General features: G+C 52.4%; 17 protein-coding genes. 5 read left to right on the forward strand and 12 right to left on the reverse strand.

What is annotated here, in order from left to right; all coding sequences use genetic code 11:
- Window positions 1-225: IS110 family transposase (locus P1S59_10520; protein ID MDF1526685.1), on the reverse strand; the 225-nt coding region annotated here is incomplete at its 3' end.
- 861 nt (window positions 226-1,086) lie between these two features.
- On the opposite strand from P1S59_10520, the gene P1S59_10525 reads away from it, so the two are divergent.
- The 5 genes from P1S59_10525 to P1S59_10545 all read left to right on the forward strand — a co-directional run bounded on the left by P1S59_10525 (window position 1,087) and on the right by P1S59_10545 (window position 4,786).
- On the forward strand, window positions 1,087-1,524 hold the full coding sequence (locus P1S59_10525) for a hypothetical protein (protein MDF1526686.1): 438 nt from the start codon (window positions 1,087-1,089) through the stop codon (window positions 1,522-1,524).
- A gap of 15 nt (window positions 1,525-1,539) precedes the next feature.
- Window positions 1,540-1,950, forward strand: coding sequence for a thioredoxin domain-containing protein (locus tag P1S59_10530; protein MDF1526687.1), 411 nt, complete (start codon window positions 1,540-1,542; stop codon window positions 1,948-1,950).
- A 110-nt stretch (window positions 1,951-2,060) separates the two neighbouring features.
- Window positions 2,061-2,858 (forward strand): DsbC family protein, encoded by a 798-nt coding sequence (locus P1S59_10535; protein ID MDF1526688.1) that lies wholly within the window; start codon window positions 2,061-2,063, stop codon window positions 2,856-2,858.
- 132 nt (window positions 2,859-2,990) lie between these two features.
- On the forward strand, window positions 2,991-3,764 hold the full coding sequence (locus tag P1S59_10540; GenBank protein MDF1526689.1) for an NRDE family protein: 774 nt from the start codon (window positions 2,991-2,993) through the stop codon (window positions 3,762-3,764).
- A gap of 125 nt (window positions 3,765-3,889) precedes the next feature.
- Window positions 3,890-4,786: a diguanylate cyclase gene (locus tag P1S59_10545; protein MDF1526690.1), complete on the forward strand. Its 897-nt coding sequence runs from the start codon at window positions 3,890-3,892 to the stop codon at window positions 4,784-4,786.
- A 137-nt stretch (window positions 4,787-4,923) separates the two neighbouring features.
- Here the strand turns inward: P1S59_10545 and P1S59_10550 are convergent, their stop codons facing one another.
- The 11 genes from P1S59_10550 to P1S59_10600 all read right to left on the reverse strand — a co-directional run bounded on the left by P1S59_10550 (window position 4,924) and on the right by P1S59_10600 (window position 14,018).
- Window positions 4,924-6,060 carry an acetate kinase gene (locus tag P1S59_10550; GenBank protein MDF1526691.1) on the reverse strand — a complete coding sequence of 379 codons (1,137 nt, stop codon included), beginning with the start codon at window positions 6,058-6,060 and terminating at the stop codon, window positions 4,924-4,926.
- Window positions 6,061-6,063: 3 nt separating this feature from the next.
- The gene (locus P1S59_10555; GenBank protein ID MDF1526692.1) at window positions 6,064-6,411 is read right to left on the reverse strand and encodes a hypothetical protein; all 348 of its coding nucleotides are present in this window, start codon (window positions 6,409-6,411) and stop codon (window positions 6,064-6,066) included.
- Between the two features lie 182 nt (window positions 6,412-6,593).
- The gene (locus P1S59_10560) at window positions 6,594-6,875 is read right to left on the reverse strand and encodes an acylphosphatase (GenBank protein MDF1526693.1); all 282 of its coding nucleotides are present in this window, start codon (window positions 6,873-6,875) and stop codon (window positions 6,594-6,596) included.
- Window positions 6,876-6,978: 103 nt separating this feature from the next.
- Window positions 6,979-7,386 carry a tRNA (N6-threonylcarbamoyladenosine(37)-N6)-methyltransferase TrmO gene (gene tsaA, locus P1S59_10565; GenBank protein MDF1526694.1) on the reverse strand — a complete coding sequence of 136 codons (408 nt, stop codon included), beginning with the start codon at window positions 7,384-7,386 and terminating at the stop codon, window positions 6,979-6,981.
- Between the two features lie 134 nt (window positions 7,387-7,520).
- Window positions 7,521-8,837 (reverse strand): MiaB/RimO family radical SAM methylthiotransferase, encoded by a 1,317-nt coding sequence (locus P1S59_10570; GenBank protein MDF1526695.1) that lies wholly within the window; start codon window positions 8,835-8,837, stop codon window positions 7,521-7,523.
- A gap of 173 nt (window positions 8,838-9,010) precedes the next feature.
- Window positions 9,011-9,646 (reverse strand): hypothetical protein, encoded by a 636-nt coding sequence (locus tag P1S59_10575; protein ID MDF1526696.1) that lies wholly within the window; start codon window positions 9,644-9,646, stop codon window positions 9,011-9,013.
- Window positions 9,643-10,251, reverse strand: coding sequence for a zf-HC2 domain-containing protein (locus tag P1S59_10580; protein MDF1526697.1), 609 nt, complete (start codon window positions 10,249-10,251; stop codon window positions 9,643-9,645). The genes P1S59_10575 and P1S59_10580 overlap by 4 nt, the downstream gene beginning before the upstream one ends.
- Window positions 10,248-10,796, reverse strand: coding sequence for a sigma-70 family RNA polymerase sigma factor (locus P1S59_10585; GenBank protein ID MDF1526698.1), 549 nt, complete (start codon window positions 10,794-10,796; stop codon window positions 10,248-10,250). Before P1S59_10585 ends, P1S59_10580 begins: the two co-directional genes overlap by 4 nt.
- A 285-nt stretch (window positions 10,797-11,081) precedes the next feature.
- The gene (gene mnmA / locus P1S59_10590; GenBank protein MDF1526699.1) at window positions 11,082-12,164 is read right to left on the reverse strand and encodes a tRNA 2-thiouridine(34) synthase MnmA; all 1,083 of its coding nucleotides are present in this window, start codon (window positions 12,162-12,164) and stop codon (window positions 11,082-11,084) included.
- Between the two features lie 158 nt (window positions 12,165-12,322).
- Window positions 12,323-12,694 carry a Fe-S cluster assembly scaffold protein NifU gene (gene nifU / locus P1S59_10595; GenBank protein MDF1526700.1) on the reverse strand — a complete coding sequence of 124 codons (372 nt, stop codon included), beginning with the start codon at window positions 12,692-12,694 and terminating at the stop codon, window positions 12,323-12,325.
- 160 nt (window positions 12,695-12,854) lie between these two features.
- Window positions 12,855-14,018, reverse strand: a complete 1,164-nt coding sequence (locus tag P1S59_10600; GenBank protein ID MDF1526701.1) for a cysteine desulfurase family protein — start codon at window positions 14,016-14,018, stop codon at window positions 12,855-12,857.
- Window positions 14,019-14,022: the final 4 nt, after the last annotated feature.

Below are 14,022 nucleotides of genomic sequence, written 5' to 3' on the forward strand. Positions count from 1 at the left end.
ATGAACCTGGTAGCCCGCATCCATGAGCAGATCTACCAGCCAATACCAGTTAAAGGTGGATTCAACCACAGCTCCGGCAAGCCTCTCCCTCACGGGATCCAGCGCGCCAAGGATCATCTCAGGGTCGTTGGGAACCTTCTTCCTGAAAAGCCGCTTTCCATTTGCGTCCACCACGCCAAGATAATTGTTATTTGCGTGAAGATCGATTCCAGCATACACTTGCATTGGGCACCTCCTGTCTAGGGTTAAGAAACCAAAAGTGATGTGGCTAATTAACCTGATTATAACCGGTGGTGCCCACTTATATGATTATCGCAGGACGGCCATCTGCAGGCCGTATCGCAGGGTTACGCAGAGAAAAAACTCAAACCGTGGGATAAGAATTATGATCCACTGTATCGTCTTCATATTCACTCCAATTTAATTCATTTGTTTTTAATCTCTTTGCAGATCTCACTTTGATCAGGTTTTTGCGGTGTTCCCCGCGGCTCTCTGCGACAACGCCTGGGAGGCGGCGTTCCTGCCCTCTGCGTTAATGCTTTTGCATTTATCGGTTTATTAGTCTCAATCTTGATAAAGTCGCAAAAAGTCCAATCCGGGACTTTTCACTCCAAGGAAAGGGAAAAGCGTCGTTTTTCCTTTCCTTACAAATCAATGACTTACAGTGCGAGTCATTGATCTGGGCGCCCCGCGCGGGGCGCATGGATGGACTTTTTGCGAGTCCATCAATCTTTAATCCCCTGGCCTGAGCCTGTCGAATCCTCAAGCCTCAATGGGCTATCAGCAAAGATAGCCTCGATGAAATCCTCTCTGGCCCCTGGATCACCCAGACTGCCTTCACTATTCACAGTTCACGGTTCACTTTTCACGATTCACATTTCACTTTTCACCGTCTCTTTACAGTTACCACACCGTCCGCCTCTCATCCATCATCCTTTTCGGGTGTTAAAGACATTTCGCCCTTGAACGAAGCATGCTTGCCGGCGTGCTAGAAAGGGTGTCCCGCCCACAGCGGGATTATCGTGCGCCGCCCCCCTACCTATTGAACCGTTGCAGACTGAGCCGATATCCGGTAGCATAATAAGGATGTCACACTATCTGAAAATCAAAACTGCCTTTGCAGTCGGGACCGCGTTCATGTTCGCAACCTTCCTGTTCGTACCGGCACTTGTAGCAGGGGATTCATTTTCGATCATGAAGGAACAGGAATTACACCTGTTCTCAGAACCTCTGGACCTTGCCATATCGAGCGATGGAAGTTGGACCTTTGTCCTTACCAAAAGCGGTATGGTAACCATCTACGGGGCCTCCGGTGACCTGATCCAATCCCTAAAAGTTGGCAAAGGTTACAATTCCATCGAATACAGTCCAACCGGCAACAAACTCCTCCTCAGCGGATCAGGCAAACAGGAGTTGAAGATCCTGACCCTCTCCATGCTTTATGAGTTGGACTATAAAGGATCGCCCTTCAAGGGACCTCCAAACGCACCGGTGACCATTGCCGTCTTCAATGACTTCCAGTGACCTTACTGCGCGAGGCTGGTCCTCGTACTCGAGCAGGTGCTCGAGAAACACCCCGGAAAGGTTAAACTGGTTTTCAAAAACTTCCCCCTGAGGAACCACAAGCTGGCGATGCCGGCTGCCCAGGCTGCCCTTGCCGCTGGCAAGCAGGGGAAATTCTGGGAGTATCACGACAAGGTTTTTGAAAACTACAATAAACTGAATGAGGGATTGCTTGAGCAGTTTGCGAAGGATCTGGCCCTGGACATGGACCGTTTCAGAAAGGATCGCGGCAACCCTGAAACCGTCTCTCTCATTAACCGCGACCTCAGGGAGGGCAGCCGGATCGGTGTCCGGGGCACCCCCACTCTTTTCCTCAACGGGAAGCGCCTCGAACAGCGTTCTCTGGAAGCTTTTGCAGCGGCCATTGAAAGTGAGTTGAACCCCTAAGACAACCATAATATAACTCAAACCTGGACCCTTAAGTATAACGATCCAAGGCAATGATCCTTTCCAAATTCCAAACTCAAATTTCCACTTATTAAAGGAAACCATCGACCATGAAACACAACCCTTTGCGGTCCTCAGCGCTAATTTTCTGTACTGTAGCTTTCCTGACCCTGACCTTCCCGTCATTTATCCATGCCTTCGGAGGAGGTACGTGCGGAGAGGGCGAATGTTCAGACTGTCACTCCATCGAGATCCCGGAAACCAGGGAAATACTGAAAGACCTGGTCCAGGAGGTCCATGCCGTCGATTTTTCAGAGGTTCCAGGGCTTTTTATCGTTGATGCAACAGGAAAAAACGGGAATCGCGGCATACTCTACCTGGATTTTTCCAAGAGTTACATCGTTGCAGGGAACTTCCTCAGGATCGCGGATAAATCAAACGTCTCACAAAGGGAGATCACCAGGCTTCGCCGCGTGGACTTGACGACCATACCACTGACAGACTCTCTGGTCATAGGCAACCCCGGTGCTTCCAGGAAGGTGATCCTGTTCACCGATCCCCAGTGCCCATTTTGTAAGAAGCTGCATCCGGAACTCAAAAAGGTGGTTGAGACAGACCCTGATGTGGTGTTCTTTATTAAACTGATGCCCCTGGTGAAAATTCACCCGGAAGCCTATAAAATTTCCAAAGCCATCCTGTGCGAAAAGAGCCTCCAACTTTTGGAAGACAGTTTTGCCGGGAAACCTGTCCCGGCGCCGAGCTGCGAATCTGACGCAGTGGACCGCACCCTCAAACTCGCCCAGGATCTGGGGATCGGTTCCACACCTACACTGATCCTTCCCGACGGCCGCCTCGCTCCGGGCTACCGGCCGGCGGAAGATATACTCGAGCTGCTAAAAAATAAATAGGCAACTCAATTATGAGTGCAGGGTGTAGGGTGCAGAGGGGTAATCAGGTGAAGGAGAAAGTCGGGAGGAATTACCGCAGATTAAAAGTTTTTTGGTCTCTACACATTACACATTACACTTAATACTAACCCCATGTGTCTAATCGTTTTTGCCTACAAGTATCATCCCCATTACCCCCTCATTCTGGCCGCCAACCGTGACGAATTTTACGAAAGACCCACCAGCAGATCCCATTTCTGGAAGGATCACCCGGACCTGCTCGGAGGCCGTGATATGAAACACGGCGGAACCTGGATGGGAATAACAAAATCGGGCAGGTTTGCTGCGGTAACCAACTACCGGGAGAGGGCTGTAATCAGGGCGCATCCGCTATCAAGAGGCCTTCTGGTAAAGGACTTTCTCACGAACCGGGATTCACCCGAAACGTTCCTGAATGGAATCATACCCCGAGCTGAAGAATACAGAGGATTTAACCTTCTCCTCGGCGACCAGGCCTCACTTATTTACTATTCCAATCGCAGTTGTAAGATGCAGGCTCTGAAACCGGGGATCTACGGACTATCCAACCACCTCATGGACACACCCTGGCCCAAACTTGTCCGCACCCGTCAGGCATTGACCGCGATTATTGAAGGATCGGATCCAATAAGCACCGAGCAGCTTTCAAACATCCTTTATGACAAGAGTCCCGCTGCAGACAACGAACTGCCGGATACCGGTTTCGAACTGGAGTGGGAAAAGGTCCTTTCCTCCCCCTTCATCGTCACCCCCACCTATGGCACAAAGGCTTCAACTGTGCTTCTTCTCGACACTGACGGTCAGGTCACTTTTACAGAGCGATCCTTCACAGGTCCCGAAGATCAGGGACAAACCATCCACCATGAATTCACACTCACCGTTCCATGAGGTGTTTAGGCCCTTTCAAATCCCGACCCTTGATCTTCCCGTTAAACAAATCGACCTGCCCTATCCCATTGGACAATGCACCTGTGCTAATATAGCTTTTATAAATTAACCTTAGGATCAATGCCATGAAGCAATCGTTCTATCAGGAGATCATCGACAACCTGTACGACGGAGTGTATCTCGTCGATAAGAACCGCATCATAACGTACTGGAACAAGGGTGCCGAGATGCTGACCGGACACACCCGTTCCCAGGCCCTGGGCAAGTCCTGCCACGATAAATTTCTGTCCCATGTGAATGAGATGGGCCTGAACCTTTGTCAATCAGGATGCCCCCTGAACGAGGCCATCGTGGACGGAAAAAGCAGCGAGGCCGAGATCTACCTTCACCACAGGAACGGCCACAGGGTGCCTGTAACCACAAAGGTTTTTCCCATCTTCGGTGATAACGGAGAGGTCACAGGCGCCGTTGAGATATTCAGCGACAATTCGTCCCATGTGGCCAACAAGCGTCGCATCAACGAACTCCAGGAACTGGCTCTCCTGGATCCTCTTACACAGATAGGCAACAGGAGATACCTGGAGATGACGCTGGAGGCCAAACTGGCCGAGACAGCCCGTTATAGCAATAAGATAGCGATTTTTTTCATCGACATTGATGATTTCAAACAGATCAACGATACCCACGGCCACGATGTGGGAGACGAAGCCCTGCGAGTAGCCGCCAAAACCTTAAACGCCGTGATCCGGCCAATGGATGTCCTCGGCCGATGGGGAGGGGAAGAGTTTGTCGCCGCGGCCTCAAACATTAACAAGGAAGCCGTTAAAGCTATCGCTGAGAGGTTCAGAACGTTCATTGAAAGGTCCAGCGTCCGTACAGGTGACAGGAACCTGTTATTTACTGTAACTATCGGCGGAACCATTGCCAGACCCAGTGATGACCTGGCCTCTGTGATAAAGAGGGCCGACACGCTTATGTACGAAGGGAAAGGGAAGGGGAAAAACAGAGTGATCATCGGATGACAATACCTGATATCCGATGATCACAGTGCTGAAGTACAAGATTCCAGTGCTGAAGTTCAAAGTGATAGGTTCAAAGTCCTTAGTAATGAAAACTTATCGCTTGAGCACTTAGCACTTATCTCTTCAGCACTTATCTCTTATCTCTCGGATTTAATGATCTTCAACGTTTCCTTATAAATCATTAAATCCTCATCTGTCGGTATGACAAAGATTCTAACTGTTGAACCTTCCCCGGTGATCTCCGCCTCTACCCCTTTTGCCTCATTGTTTTTCGCCTCATCCAGGACAAAACCCAGAGGCCCGAGCCCCTCAAGGGTTTCCGAGCGGATCTCGGGAGAATTCTCACCGATCCCGGCTGTGAACACCAATGCGTCCGCACCACCAAGAACACCGTGATAGGCACAGATGTACTTCTTGAGTCTGTAGGTAAAAACGGAGAGGGCCAAGGCTGCCCCTTCATGCCCCTGTGAACGTGCCGCAAGTAGATCCCGTACATCCGCGGAGAGGCCCGAAAGGCCCTTCAGCCCACTCTCACGATTGAGCAGATCGTGGATCTGGTCATCGGCAAGCCCCCCACCTTCTGCGGACATGAGGTAATGGACGATGGCGGGATCCAGATCGCCGCACCTGGTTCCCATGACCAACCCTTCCAGTGGGGTAAACCCCATGGATGTGTCAACACATCGGCCATCCCTTACAGCGGCCAGGGAACAGCCGTAACCGAGGTGGCAAGTAATGATCCCAAAACCATCCCCGTCACCAGGGGAATACAGATCAGCAGCTCGATCGTGGACGAAGTTGTGACTGATGCCGTGAAATCCGTACCGGCGTATCTTGAGCTCCTTGGCTAATTCGATGGGAAGTGCATAATTGTAAGCTTCCGGAGGGATACTGCTGTGAAAGGAGGTGTCAAAAACGGCTATCTGGCGGGTATCGGGAAGCCGATGGGTAGCAAACTCGATCCCCGTGATATTCGGCGGATTGTGAAGGGGCGCCAGTTCCGAGCAGGACCGGATGCCTTCCATCACCTGGGGATCGATCAGGTGAGCGTGCCGGAAACGCCAGCCGCCATGAACCACCCTGTGTCCAACAGCTTCGACAGTAGAAAGCCCCCCGGAAAGGAGAGAATCCAGGTCTGAAAAGATCTTCTCCAGACTCTCATTGTAATCGGTGACACGCTCCTCGACGCCGTGGTGGATAACTTCACCACTCGTCTTTTCATACAACGTGTGCTTGATACTCGATGATCCGCAGTTAAATACAAGGATCGGCATGGCTCAGGACGACTTTCTGCAGGTACCGACGTTAGCAATGGCCTCGTCGGCGAATTCCCAACGCTCCAGGAGATAAGGCTTTTCATCCTCAAAGAACATGGCCTGTATTTCAATTTTTCCCTCGGCCGACCCCTTGCCGGACACACCCCGGTACATGAGGACGATGATCTCCTGGAGGGGGGAGCTCTGAAAAGCCCTGGCCTTGTCCCTGAAATCGTCAACCGGATCGCCGTCGGGCACTACGATCAGGGATCTGTTGTCAGGGCAATATTTGTGGAGACCAATACTGACCTGCTTCACAACATTACCTATTGTGGCCTGGTTGTTATAACGAGTTAGGCCTGCGACCATATCCGCAGATTCTCAATAAGCTCAATGGGGCATCTAACCTCATCCCCCAGGGCAGTCAGGTATTTCATCCTTTGCTCCCTCTTATCTGGACCATATTGTCGAGATTACCATATTCTTTGTCCAGATGTCCGATGGAGTCTCTAAGGGGGATCTTTGGCAGACTCCCCTGGGCCGGCATATTTTCAGTAGGTAACGATGAAGTCGGTATAGCCCGCTACAGGTGTATCGTAGTCGATATGGAGATCATTGACAATTGCAGCGGGAGGGCCTTTCCGAGCCCACCGGACCAGGTCTTCCAGGACCGCTGTCGGGCCCTGGGCCACGATCTGGACAGTATCGTCCGGCAGGTTTCGCACCGTCCCAACCAAACCCAGTTCCCGGGCCTTTCTCATGGTGCTGTCTCTGTAAAATACCCCCTGAACCCGGCCGTGAACGATGATGGTGACTCTTTTTAGCTCGGACATAAAATTCTCCGCGTAAGGAATTCAGAATCCAGAATTCAGTAAAACCTCGATCAGATGGTAGCTGATTCCAAACCTTCTGGCTCCTGAATTCTGGCTCCTGGATTCAGTCGTCAAGCCTATTTATATGCGGCTTAATATCCAAAACGGGAGTACCGTCAATAGCATCGATCCCCTTCACGTGCAGTACATTTCCATCCACAGAAAGAAGATCTACCGTATATACCGCAAGGGGGTTAGGTCTGGCAGGGCTCCGGGTGCCGAAAACACCGGTCAGAGGTGCATTCGTGTTTCCCCTCGGATGGACATCCAGGATATCCCTGTTTGCCAGGTGCATCCAACAGATCACCAGCAGTTGGGACCACTGTCCGATCCCACTCAGGGCCTCGGTGTATGGTGTAAGAATCTCGATCCTGGCATCAAGGTCTGCATCCCGCCCCTGCCGGGGGGCTTGCCCACGCTCGGTAACATCCGACCGGATATAGCCTACAGGTGTGATCGTTAAGTTATCCATTTGGTTTGCACCCTGTCTATCTTAATAACCTCGCAAAAAATCTCTTCGAGCTATTTTGCGAGCGGTCACGCCCTGCTCCTTACTCACCACCCCCGCCAATGGCCGGTCCGATGGCGGTACTGCATAGTAGATTATTACGAGTCCATCAAACGTCCTTCAAGAATATCCCCATCTGTCCGTTCTATGAGGACATCAACGATCCGGCCAGGGATCACCCCTTCGTGGGGAGTCCTTACAGCCACTCTGAGGTAATTATCTGACAGACCCAGCAATCGCCCAAAATCGTCCCTTGTGCTTTCGATTGCTGTCTGAAGTACCTCCCCCACAAATGAGCTGGCAAAGAGGTGCCAGTTGGTCTGGGCTAACTCTCTCATCAGTAAAACCCTCTTTTTTTTGACCTGGTGGGGAACATCATCATTCACGGCAGCCGCTTTGGTACCCGCCCTGGGGGAAAAGGGAAAGGCATGGATGAAAGGGATCTGAAGCTTTTCAACCAGATCATGAGTCTTGTTAAAGTCCTCCTCCGATTCACCCGGAAATCCACAGATCACATCACACCCGATCCCGATCCCGGGAATGGAATTTCTCAAAAGGCGAACCGCATCGGCGAAATGGGCGCCCAGGTATGGCCTGCCCATCTCTTTGAGGACCCGGTTGCTGCCGCTTTGAAGGGGAATGTGAATGTGCCTGCAGATGCGGCGGCCACCCGCGTTTGCCATGGTTTCCACCAGCCGGGGTGTTATCTCCAGAGGTTCGATACTGCTCAGCCTGAGCCTTCCAGGTAAACCGTTTTCAAGGAGCCTGGCAAGAAGATCTTCCAGACCGGACACCGGCTGAAGATCAGCTCCATACTGACCGAGATGTATCCCTGAAAGTACGACCTCGGAAACTCCCCGATCCATGAGCCGGCCAACCGCGCCAAGGGCCAGGTCAGGTTTAAGGCTTCGCGACCTCCCTCTTGCAAGAGGGACGACACAGTAAGTGCAGTTGGCGTTACATCCATCCTGAAGCTTCAGAAAACCACGATCCCGGTCGCCCAGATCCACCGCCGGATCCTCGGGCCAATCCCACCATCCAACTGAACCGGCTATCCCCAGCAGTCCCGGCAGCATCCCCTTTTCTGAAGGCTCAATGACAAGATCAACCTCTTCCATGGTCTCGATCGTTTCTCTTGCTCCGGAAGTCATACATCCGGAAACGACCAGCTTAGCCCCGGCGTTGGCCCTCCTCGCCTGGCGTATCGCCTTACGGCACTGGGCTTCTGTGGGTCCGGTAACCATACAGGTGTTTACAACGATCACGTGGGCTTCACTGACAGATCCTCTGGAAAGTCCCGCCAATTCAAGTTCTGCTGCCATGGCAGCAGAATCGTACTGGTTGCTTTTACATCCCAGGGTTATGAAAGAAAAAATACCGGGCCCCTTCGGACCCGGATTATTATTGAATGTCATAAAGACAATTTAGCGAAAAGAGAAGAAAAGGGAAAGGGGTTGAGATCCGTAAGCCGTAATCCGTAAAGGCATTATCCTTTTAAAAACATCGTCAAACACCTTGATCGATCTTTTCCAGGTTTTCTGATCACCGTTTTTTCAGTTCACGTTTCACTGTTCACGGTTTACCTGCCCTACCTTCGTCCCTTCCCTCCGCTACCTGATGATCCTCCTGAACCATCGCTTCCACTGCCATCGCTTCCACCGCCATCACTGCCCCCGGAACTGCCACTCCCGGAGTAACCACGTTCAGGATTCATATCTGAATCCGAGGATCCCCTCCGATCCTGATAGGCCTGGACAGCTTTACGCTTTATCTCCTTCTGAAACTTTACCTGGAACATAAGGTAGCGAGCGGTATCCTCCGGAGAAAGGATCTGGCGGACCCTCTCAAGATGTCTTTCTTCTGACCGGACCAACTCCCTCCTGTTGGACTGGAGTTCATCAAGGATTTTGTCAATTTTTTGGGGATCAGGGTTGCGGTTCTCGAGAGATTGGGACATTTCCCTGACCAGTTGGCGGTTGCGGAATTCTAAATTCCAACGCTCCTGGTCAGCCTGCCTCATGGCTGGAAAGAGCTGTGAGCTCGTTTCCTCATCCATATTCAGCACTTCAGAAAGCTGCCAGGCCCTCAGGGCTTCAACCTTCTTGCGAACCTGGGTAAGGTCTCTTTCCCTGGCCACCCCATCGTCGGCCATCAGAAGAGGGGTCTGAACCGGACCCATCAGGAGGAGTAGACATAAGACCCCTGTCAAACGCCCCGTTTTCATGACATCACCCACTTTCCGACCCTTTTCGGGGTCATTTCTTCCAAAAGGTCTTCGAAAATTCTAATTGTTTCATCATCCATCGTTTCGTACCCGTCGCCTTCCAGGATCAGATCCATGGTCGCAACTGTTTCGTCTGAAACGTCATTAAGATCCAGACCAAAGACCTGATCCAGGTCGTCCATAAACATTCCCGATACGGACAGGATCTCTTCCTCCACCCCCAGGAAAAAGGAATCAGCCATTTCCACAACAGAATAATCAAGCGCATCGGTCTGTGGCTGCGTTGGTGCCCCTGGCTGCAGAAGCATCAGGACAGCTACAGCCGCAACAACCAGCCCGCCGGCCCAAACAGATATCAGCACCCGTGTTTTTTCTCTTCTGCGGGCTTCAATCCGGGCGGTAACTTTCCCCGGCAGGCTGGTCCAGAACCACGGTCCGGGTTCAGGGAGGACTTTATCCTCAAACAGGCTGATCACACGCACCTGGGAGGCACATTCAGAGCAGCCCGCCAGATGGTCGGCAACTTTATTCATCTCCTTCGGTTCAAGAAGACCTTTGACATACTCCGGAAGCAACTTTTCAGAATTATCCCTGCAAACGGTCATCGATCTTCTCCCTTAAGAGCCAGCTTCAGCTTTTCCACCCCACGGTGGTAACTGGCCTTGGCCGAACCTGTTGTGCAGCCCATAATTTTCGCCACCTCGTCAAAGTGATAGCCTTCCCGGATTCGGAGGGTAAGTGCTTCTTTTTGCCTCGCAGGAAGTTCTTCCACCAAGGACCAGAACTTCTTATGCTCCTGGTCCCGAACGACCTCTTCGTGGGGATTGTCCCCGGAGGCGATGGATACCTGATCAATATCAATATTGCGCCGCCTGCCACGATCCCGAATAGTATTTTTCCAGGTATTGGAGGCGATCCTGAAAAGATAGGTTTTAAAGGAAGACCCCCCCCTGAAGCGTCCGATGGAAAAATAGGCTTTAACAAAACTGCTTTGTGTCAGTTCCATCGCATCCTCACTGTTTTCCGAAAGCCGGCACAAATACCTGTAAAGCGGCTCCTGGTACATACGCACAAGATCCTCAAAGGCTTTTTTGTCACCTTTCCGGGCCCTGCCAACAAGTTCCCCCTCAGGGGTGGTCTGATCAGTCATCACGTTGCGGCCCTCTGACATTATTGACACCGGAGGTAGGGAAAAGGTTTAAAGGGCAGAATACAGAATGTAGAATGTTGAAGGAAGAAGAAAACACAACCTTCTTCCTACCCTATTCATCCTTCCCTATTCCATCGATGCCGCCATATTAATTCTTGTAGTTTATCTTGTTAGCCTCCCTCACTGAGGTTCGAGAGGTGGTTAGATGCAAGGCCAGTCACGCCACCGGCGTGATCGAGGATTTCCGAGGTGCGATAATCCCGCCGCGGCGGGACAGATGACCACTTATCGAGCTTCAGAAATCCATCCGCCGCCCAGGACGATGTCCTCATCATAAATTACCACAGCCTGGCCCGGTGCCACACCGTGCTGTGGTTCATGGAAATCGATGGAGATCGTCCCGGCATCCTGGATCGTGATAAGGGATAGGGCCGGTTTGTGCCGGTGGCGGATCTGGACCTGGGCCTCAAACCTGCTGCCCAAAGGCTTCCCATCGGCCCAGGATACCCCGGAGGCTGTGAGCCAGGAAAAGGAGGCTTCATCACGAGACCCCATTACCACCGTGTTGCTGGCGGCCTCTATCCTCACCACGTACAATGGCTGGGCGGAGGCGATCCCCAGCCCCTTCCTCTGCCCCACAGTGTAGAAGCAGGCTCCTTCGTGCCTACCGATGACCTTCCCATCCATATCGACGACCTCACCCGGACCCGGCAGGTCAGGAGCGTTTTGGCTGATGAAATTCCGAAGCCCTCCAGGGGGCACAAAGCAGATCTCCTGGCTCTCGGCCTTTTCGTGAACCGGAAGATCCAGACTCCGGGCTTTGGACCGGACGTCCTCCTTGGTCATTTCTCCCAGGGGAAAAAGAAGCCGGGACATTTCCTCCTGGCCGAGGGTAAACAGGAAATATGTCTGGTCTTTGGAGAGGTCAACTCCCCTTGCCAGCCGAAACGATCCGTTCACCAGGATTCTTGCATAATGACCGGTTGCCAGCAGGTCGGCTCCGATCCCGGTGGCCTTGCGCAGCAAGTGGCGGAACTTCAGGTGTTCATTGCACGAAATGCAGGGATTGGGTGTACGCCCGTCAAGGTAGGTAGCGACAAAAGGACGAACAACATCTGATAGAAACTCTTTCTGCAGGTCCAGGGTGTAATGAGAGATGCCCAGTCGATGGCAGACATCCCTGGCATCGTTGAGGTGCACGGTACCGCAGCACCCCTCCTCAGCCCCTTCCACATCCTCAGGCCAGAGAAGCATAGTCATACCAAAAACGCGGTATCCCTGCTCCAGCAGTACGGCAGCAGCCACGGAAGAGTCTACGCCGCCGCTCATTGCGACCAGGACGGTCTTGTTTTTTATCTCAGATCTCAAATCTCAAATCTCAGGTATGGAGAAAACCGTAATCGGGGGCGATCCCAGAAGTAGCAATTGGCCTTTCTACCTCCTCCCCTATTCATCCTTCCCCCTTCGAAGTAAAAACGGCCATCCAAAAAGGATAGCCGCATCATAACACTCTTTTCGGGCCGTTATTACTTCTTATGTTTTTCCCTATAATTTTTAATGGCATCGTGAAGGGCATCGGCTGCCAGGTTGGAGCAGTGCATCTTGGTGGGGGGCAGGCCGTCTAACGCCTCGGCCACAGCCTTGTTGGTTAACGCTTCAGCCTCTTCCAGAGTCTTGCCCATGACCATCTCGGTGACCATGCTGCTCGTTGCAATGGCACTCCCGCAGCCGAAGGTCTGGAACTTTACATCCTCGATGACATCGTCCTTCACCTTGAGGTAGATCTTCATGATGTCCCCGCACGAGGCGTTGCCCACCTCGCCGACACCGTCAGCGTCATCGATCTCGCCGACGTTGCGAGGGTTTCTGAAATGGTCCATTACTTTTTCTGAATACATGCCGCTCATGGAAAACCCCGTTTTCTGTTTCAGGTTTCAAGTTTCAGGAAAAATCAGTTAACATCCTACCCATTCTCCTACACGTTGGAAAGTGTTCTGTAATATTTCCCTGATTATTTTGTTTTTCTACTGCGTACTGCGTTCTGCGTCCTGCGTGCTGTCAGCACGCCTTGTTTGCTGACAACGGCGACATCCTCCTCAGCCTCTCAACAATTGGGGGAAAAACCTCCAAAAGGTGATCTATCTGGGCCCTGGTTGTACCTCTGCCCATAGAGAACCTCAGCGTTCCCTGGGCCAGCACCGTTTCGATCCCCATGGATACCAGCACGTGGGACGGTTCAAGGGATCCCGAGGAACATGCTGAACCGGTGGACACTGCTATACCCTCCATATCAAGAGAAAGCAGCAGCGACTCACCTTCAACATGGCTGACGCTGGCGCTTACCGTGGAGGGGAAGGTCTTTGAAGGATCCCCGTTAATAAACACCTCGGGGATTCGATCGGTAAGACCCCTGACAAGAGTTTCCCGTAAGCCGGTCAGGCGGCTGTACAGCTGCTCCCTTTCCGCCTCGGCCTGGACTATGGCCTCTCCGAAAGCCACGATCCCAGCAACGTTCTCGGTTCCGCTACGGCGCCTCTTTTCCTGGGCTCCCCCGATAATGAGAGGGTCGATGCGTGTCCCTTTCCTGATATAGAGGGCACCGACCCCCTTGGGCCCGTAGATCTTGTGTGCGGCGACAGAAAGGAGATCCACGCCAAGGTCGTCCACTTTCGTGGGAAGTTTCCCGAAACTCTGGACCGCGTCCGAGTGAAAGGGAACCCCAGCCTCTTTCGTTATAGCAGCAATCTCTTCCACGGGCTGGATCGTGCCTACCTCGTTGTTAATGTGCATGATGGAAACCAGGATGGTGTCGGGTCGAAGAGCTTTTTTAACTTCGTCCGGATCAACAACCCCGGAAGAACCTACCTGGACATAGCTGGCATCGAACCCCTTTTTGGCCAGCCAGGACACTGTCTGGAGGACAGCGGGGTGCTCGACCATGGCAGTGATAATATGGCCCTTTCCCGCGGCAAAGGCCGTTCCTTTAATTGCGTAATTGTCGCTCTCGGTACCGCCGCTGGTGAAAACGATCTGGGCCGGCGAAGCCCCCAACTGGTCCGCTATCCGCTGTCGGGCTTCCTCCAACTGAACCTTTACCTCCTGGCCAAAGGAGTGGGCCGATGACGGGTTCCCGAAAAGTTCATCGAGGAACGGGAGCATCCGGTCCCGAACTTCAGGCCGGACAGGGGTCGTTGCGTTGTGATCAAGATAGATACGTTCCATGGAT

It is taken from the genome of bacterium (assembly GCA_029210965.1).
Lineage (GTDB): Bacteria > BMS3Abin14 > BMS3Abin14 > BMS3Abin14 > BMS3Abin14 > JALHUC01.

Bases quoted from the DNA above. Each gene is read 5' to 3' on its own strand.
- P1S59_10525 (MDF1526686.1), top strand. From the start codon at position 1,087: ATGTCACACTATCTGAAAATCAAAACTGCCTTTGCAGTCGGGACCGCG.
- P1S59_10535 (MDF1526688.1), top strand. From the start codon at position 2,061: ATGAAACACAACCCTTTGCGGTCCTCAGCGCTAATTTTCTGTACTGTA.
- P1S59_10540 (MDF1526689.1), top strand. From the start codon at position 2,991: ATGTGTCTAATCGTTTTTGCCTACAAGTATCATCCCCATTACCCCCTC.
- P1S59_10545 (MDF1526690.1), top strand. From the start codon at position 3,890: ATGAAGCAATCGTTCTATCAGGAGATCATCGACAACCTGTACGACGGA.
- P1S59_10550 (MDF1526691.1), bottom strand. From the start codon at position 6,060: ATGCCGATCCTTGTATTTAACTGCGGATCATCGAGTATCAAGCACACG.
- P1S59_10555 (MDF1526692.1), bottom strand. From the start codon at position 6,411: ATGGTCGCAGGCCTAACTCGTTATAACAACCAGGCCACAATAGGTAAT.
- P1S59_10560 (MDF1526693.1), bottom strand. From the start codon at position 6,875: ATGTCCGAGCTAAAAAGAGTCACCATCATCGTTCACGGCCGGGTTCAG.
- tsaA (MDF1526694.1), bottom strand. From the start codon at position 7,386: ATGGATAACTTAACGATCACACCTGTAGGCTATATCCGGTCGGATGTT.
- P1S59_10570 (MDF1526695.1), bottom strand. From the start codon at position 8,837: ATGACATTCAATAATAATCCGGGTCCGAAGGGGCCCGGTATTTTTTCT.
- P1S59_10575 (MDF1526696.1), bottom strand. From the start codon at position 9,646: ATGAAAACGGGGCGTTTGACAGGGGTCTTATGTCTACTCCTCCTGATG.
- P1S59_10580 (MDF1526697.1), bottom strand. From the start codon at position 10,251: ATGACCGTTTGCAGGGATAATTCTGAAAAGTTGCTTCCGGAGTATGTC.
- P1S59_10585 (MDF1526698.1), bottom strand. From the start codon at position 10,796: ATGACTGATCAGACCACCCCTGAGGGGGAACTTGTTGGCAGGGCCCGG.
- nifU (MDF1526700.1), bottom strand. From the start codon at position 12,694: ATGTATTCAGAAAAAGTAATGGACCATTTCAGAAACCCTCGCAACGTC.
- P1S59_10600 (MDF1526701.1), bottom strand. From the start codon at position 14,018: ATGGAACGTATCTATCTTGATCACAACGCAACGACCCCTGTCCGGCCT.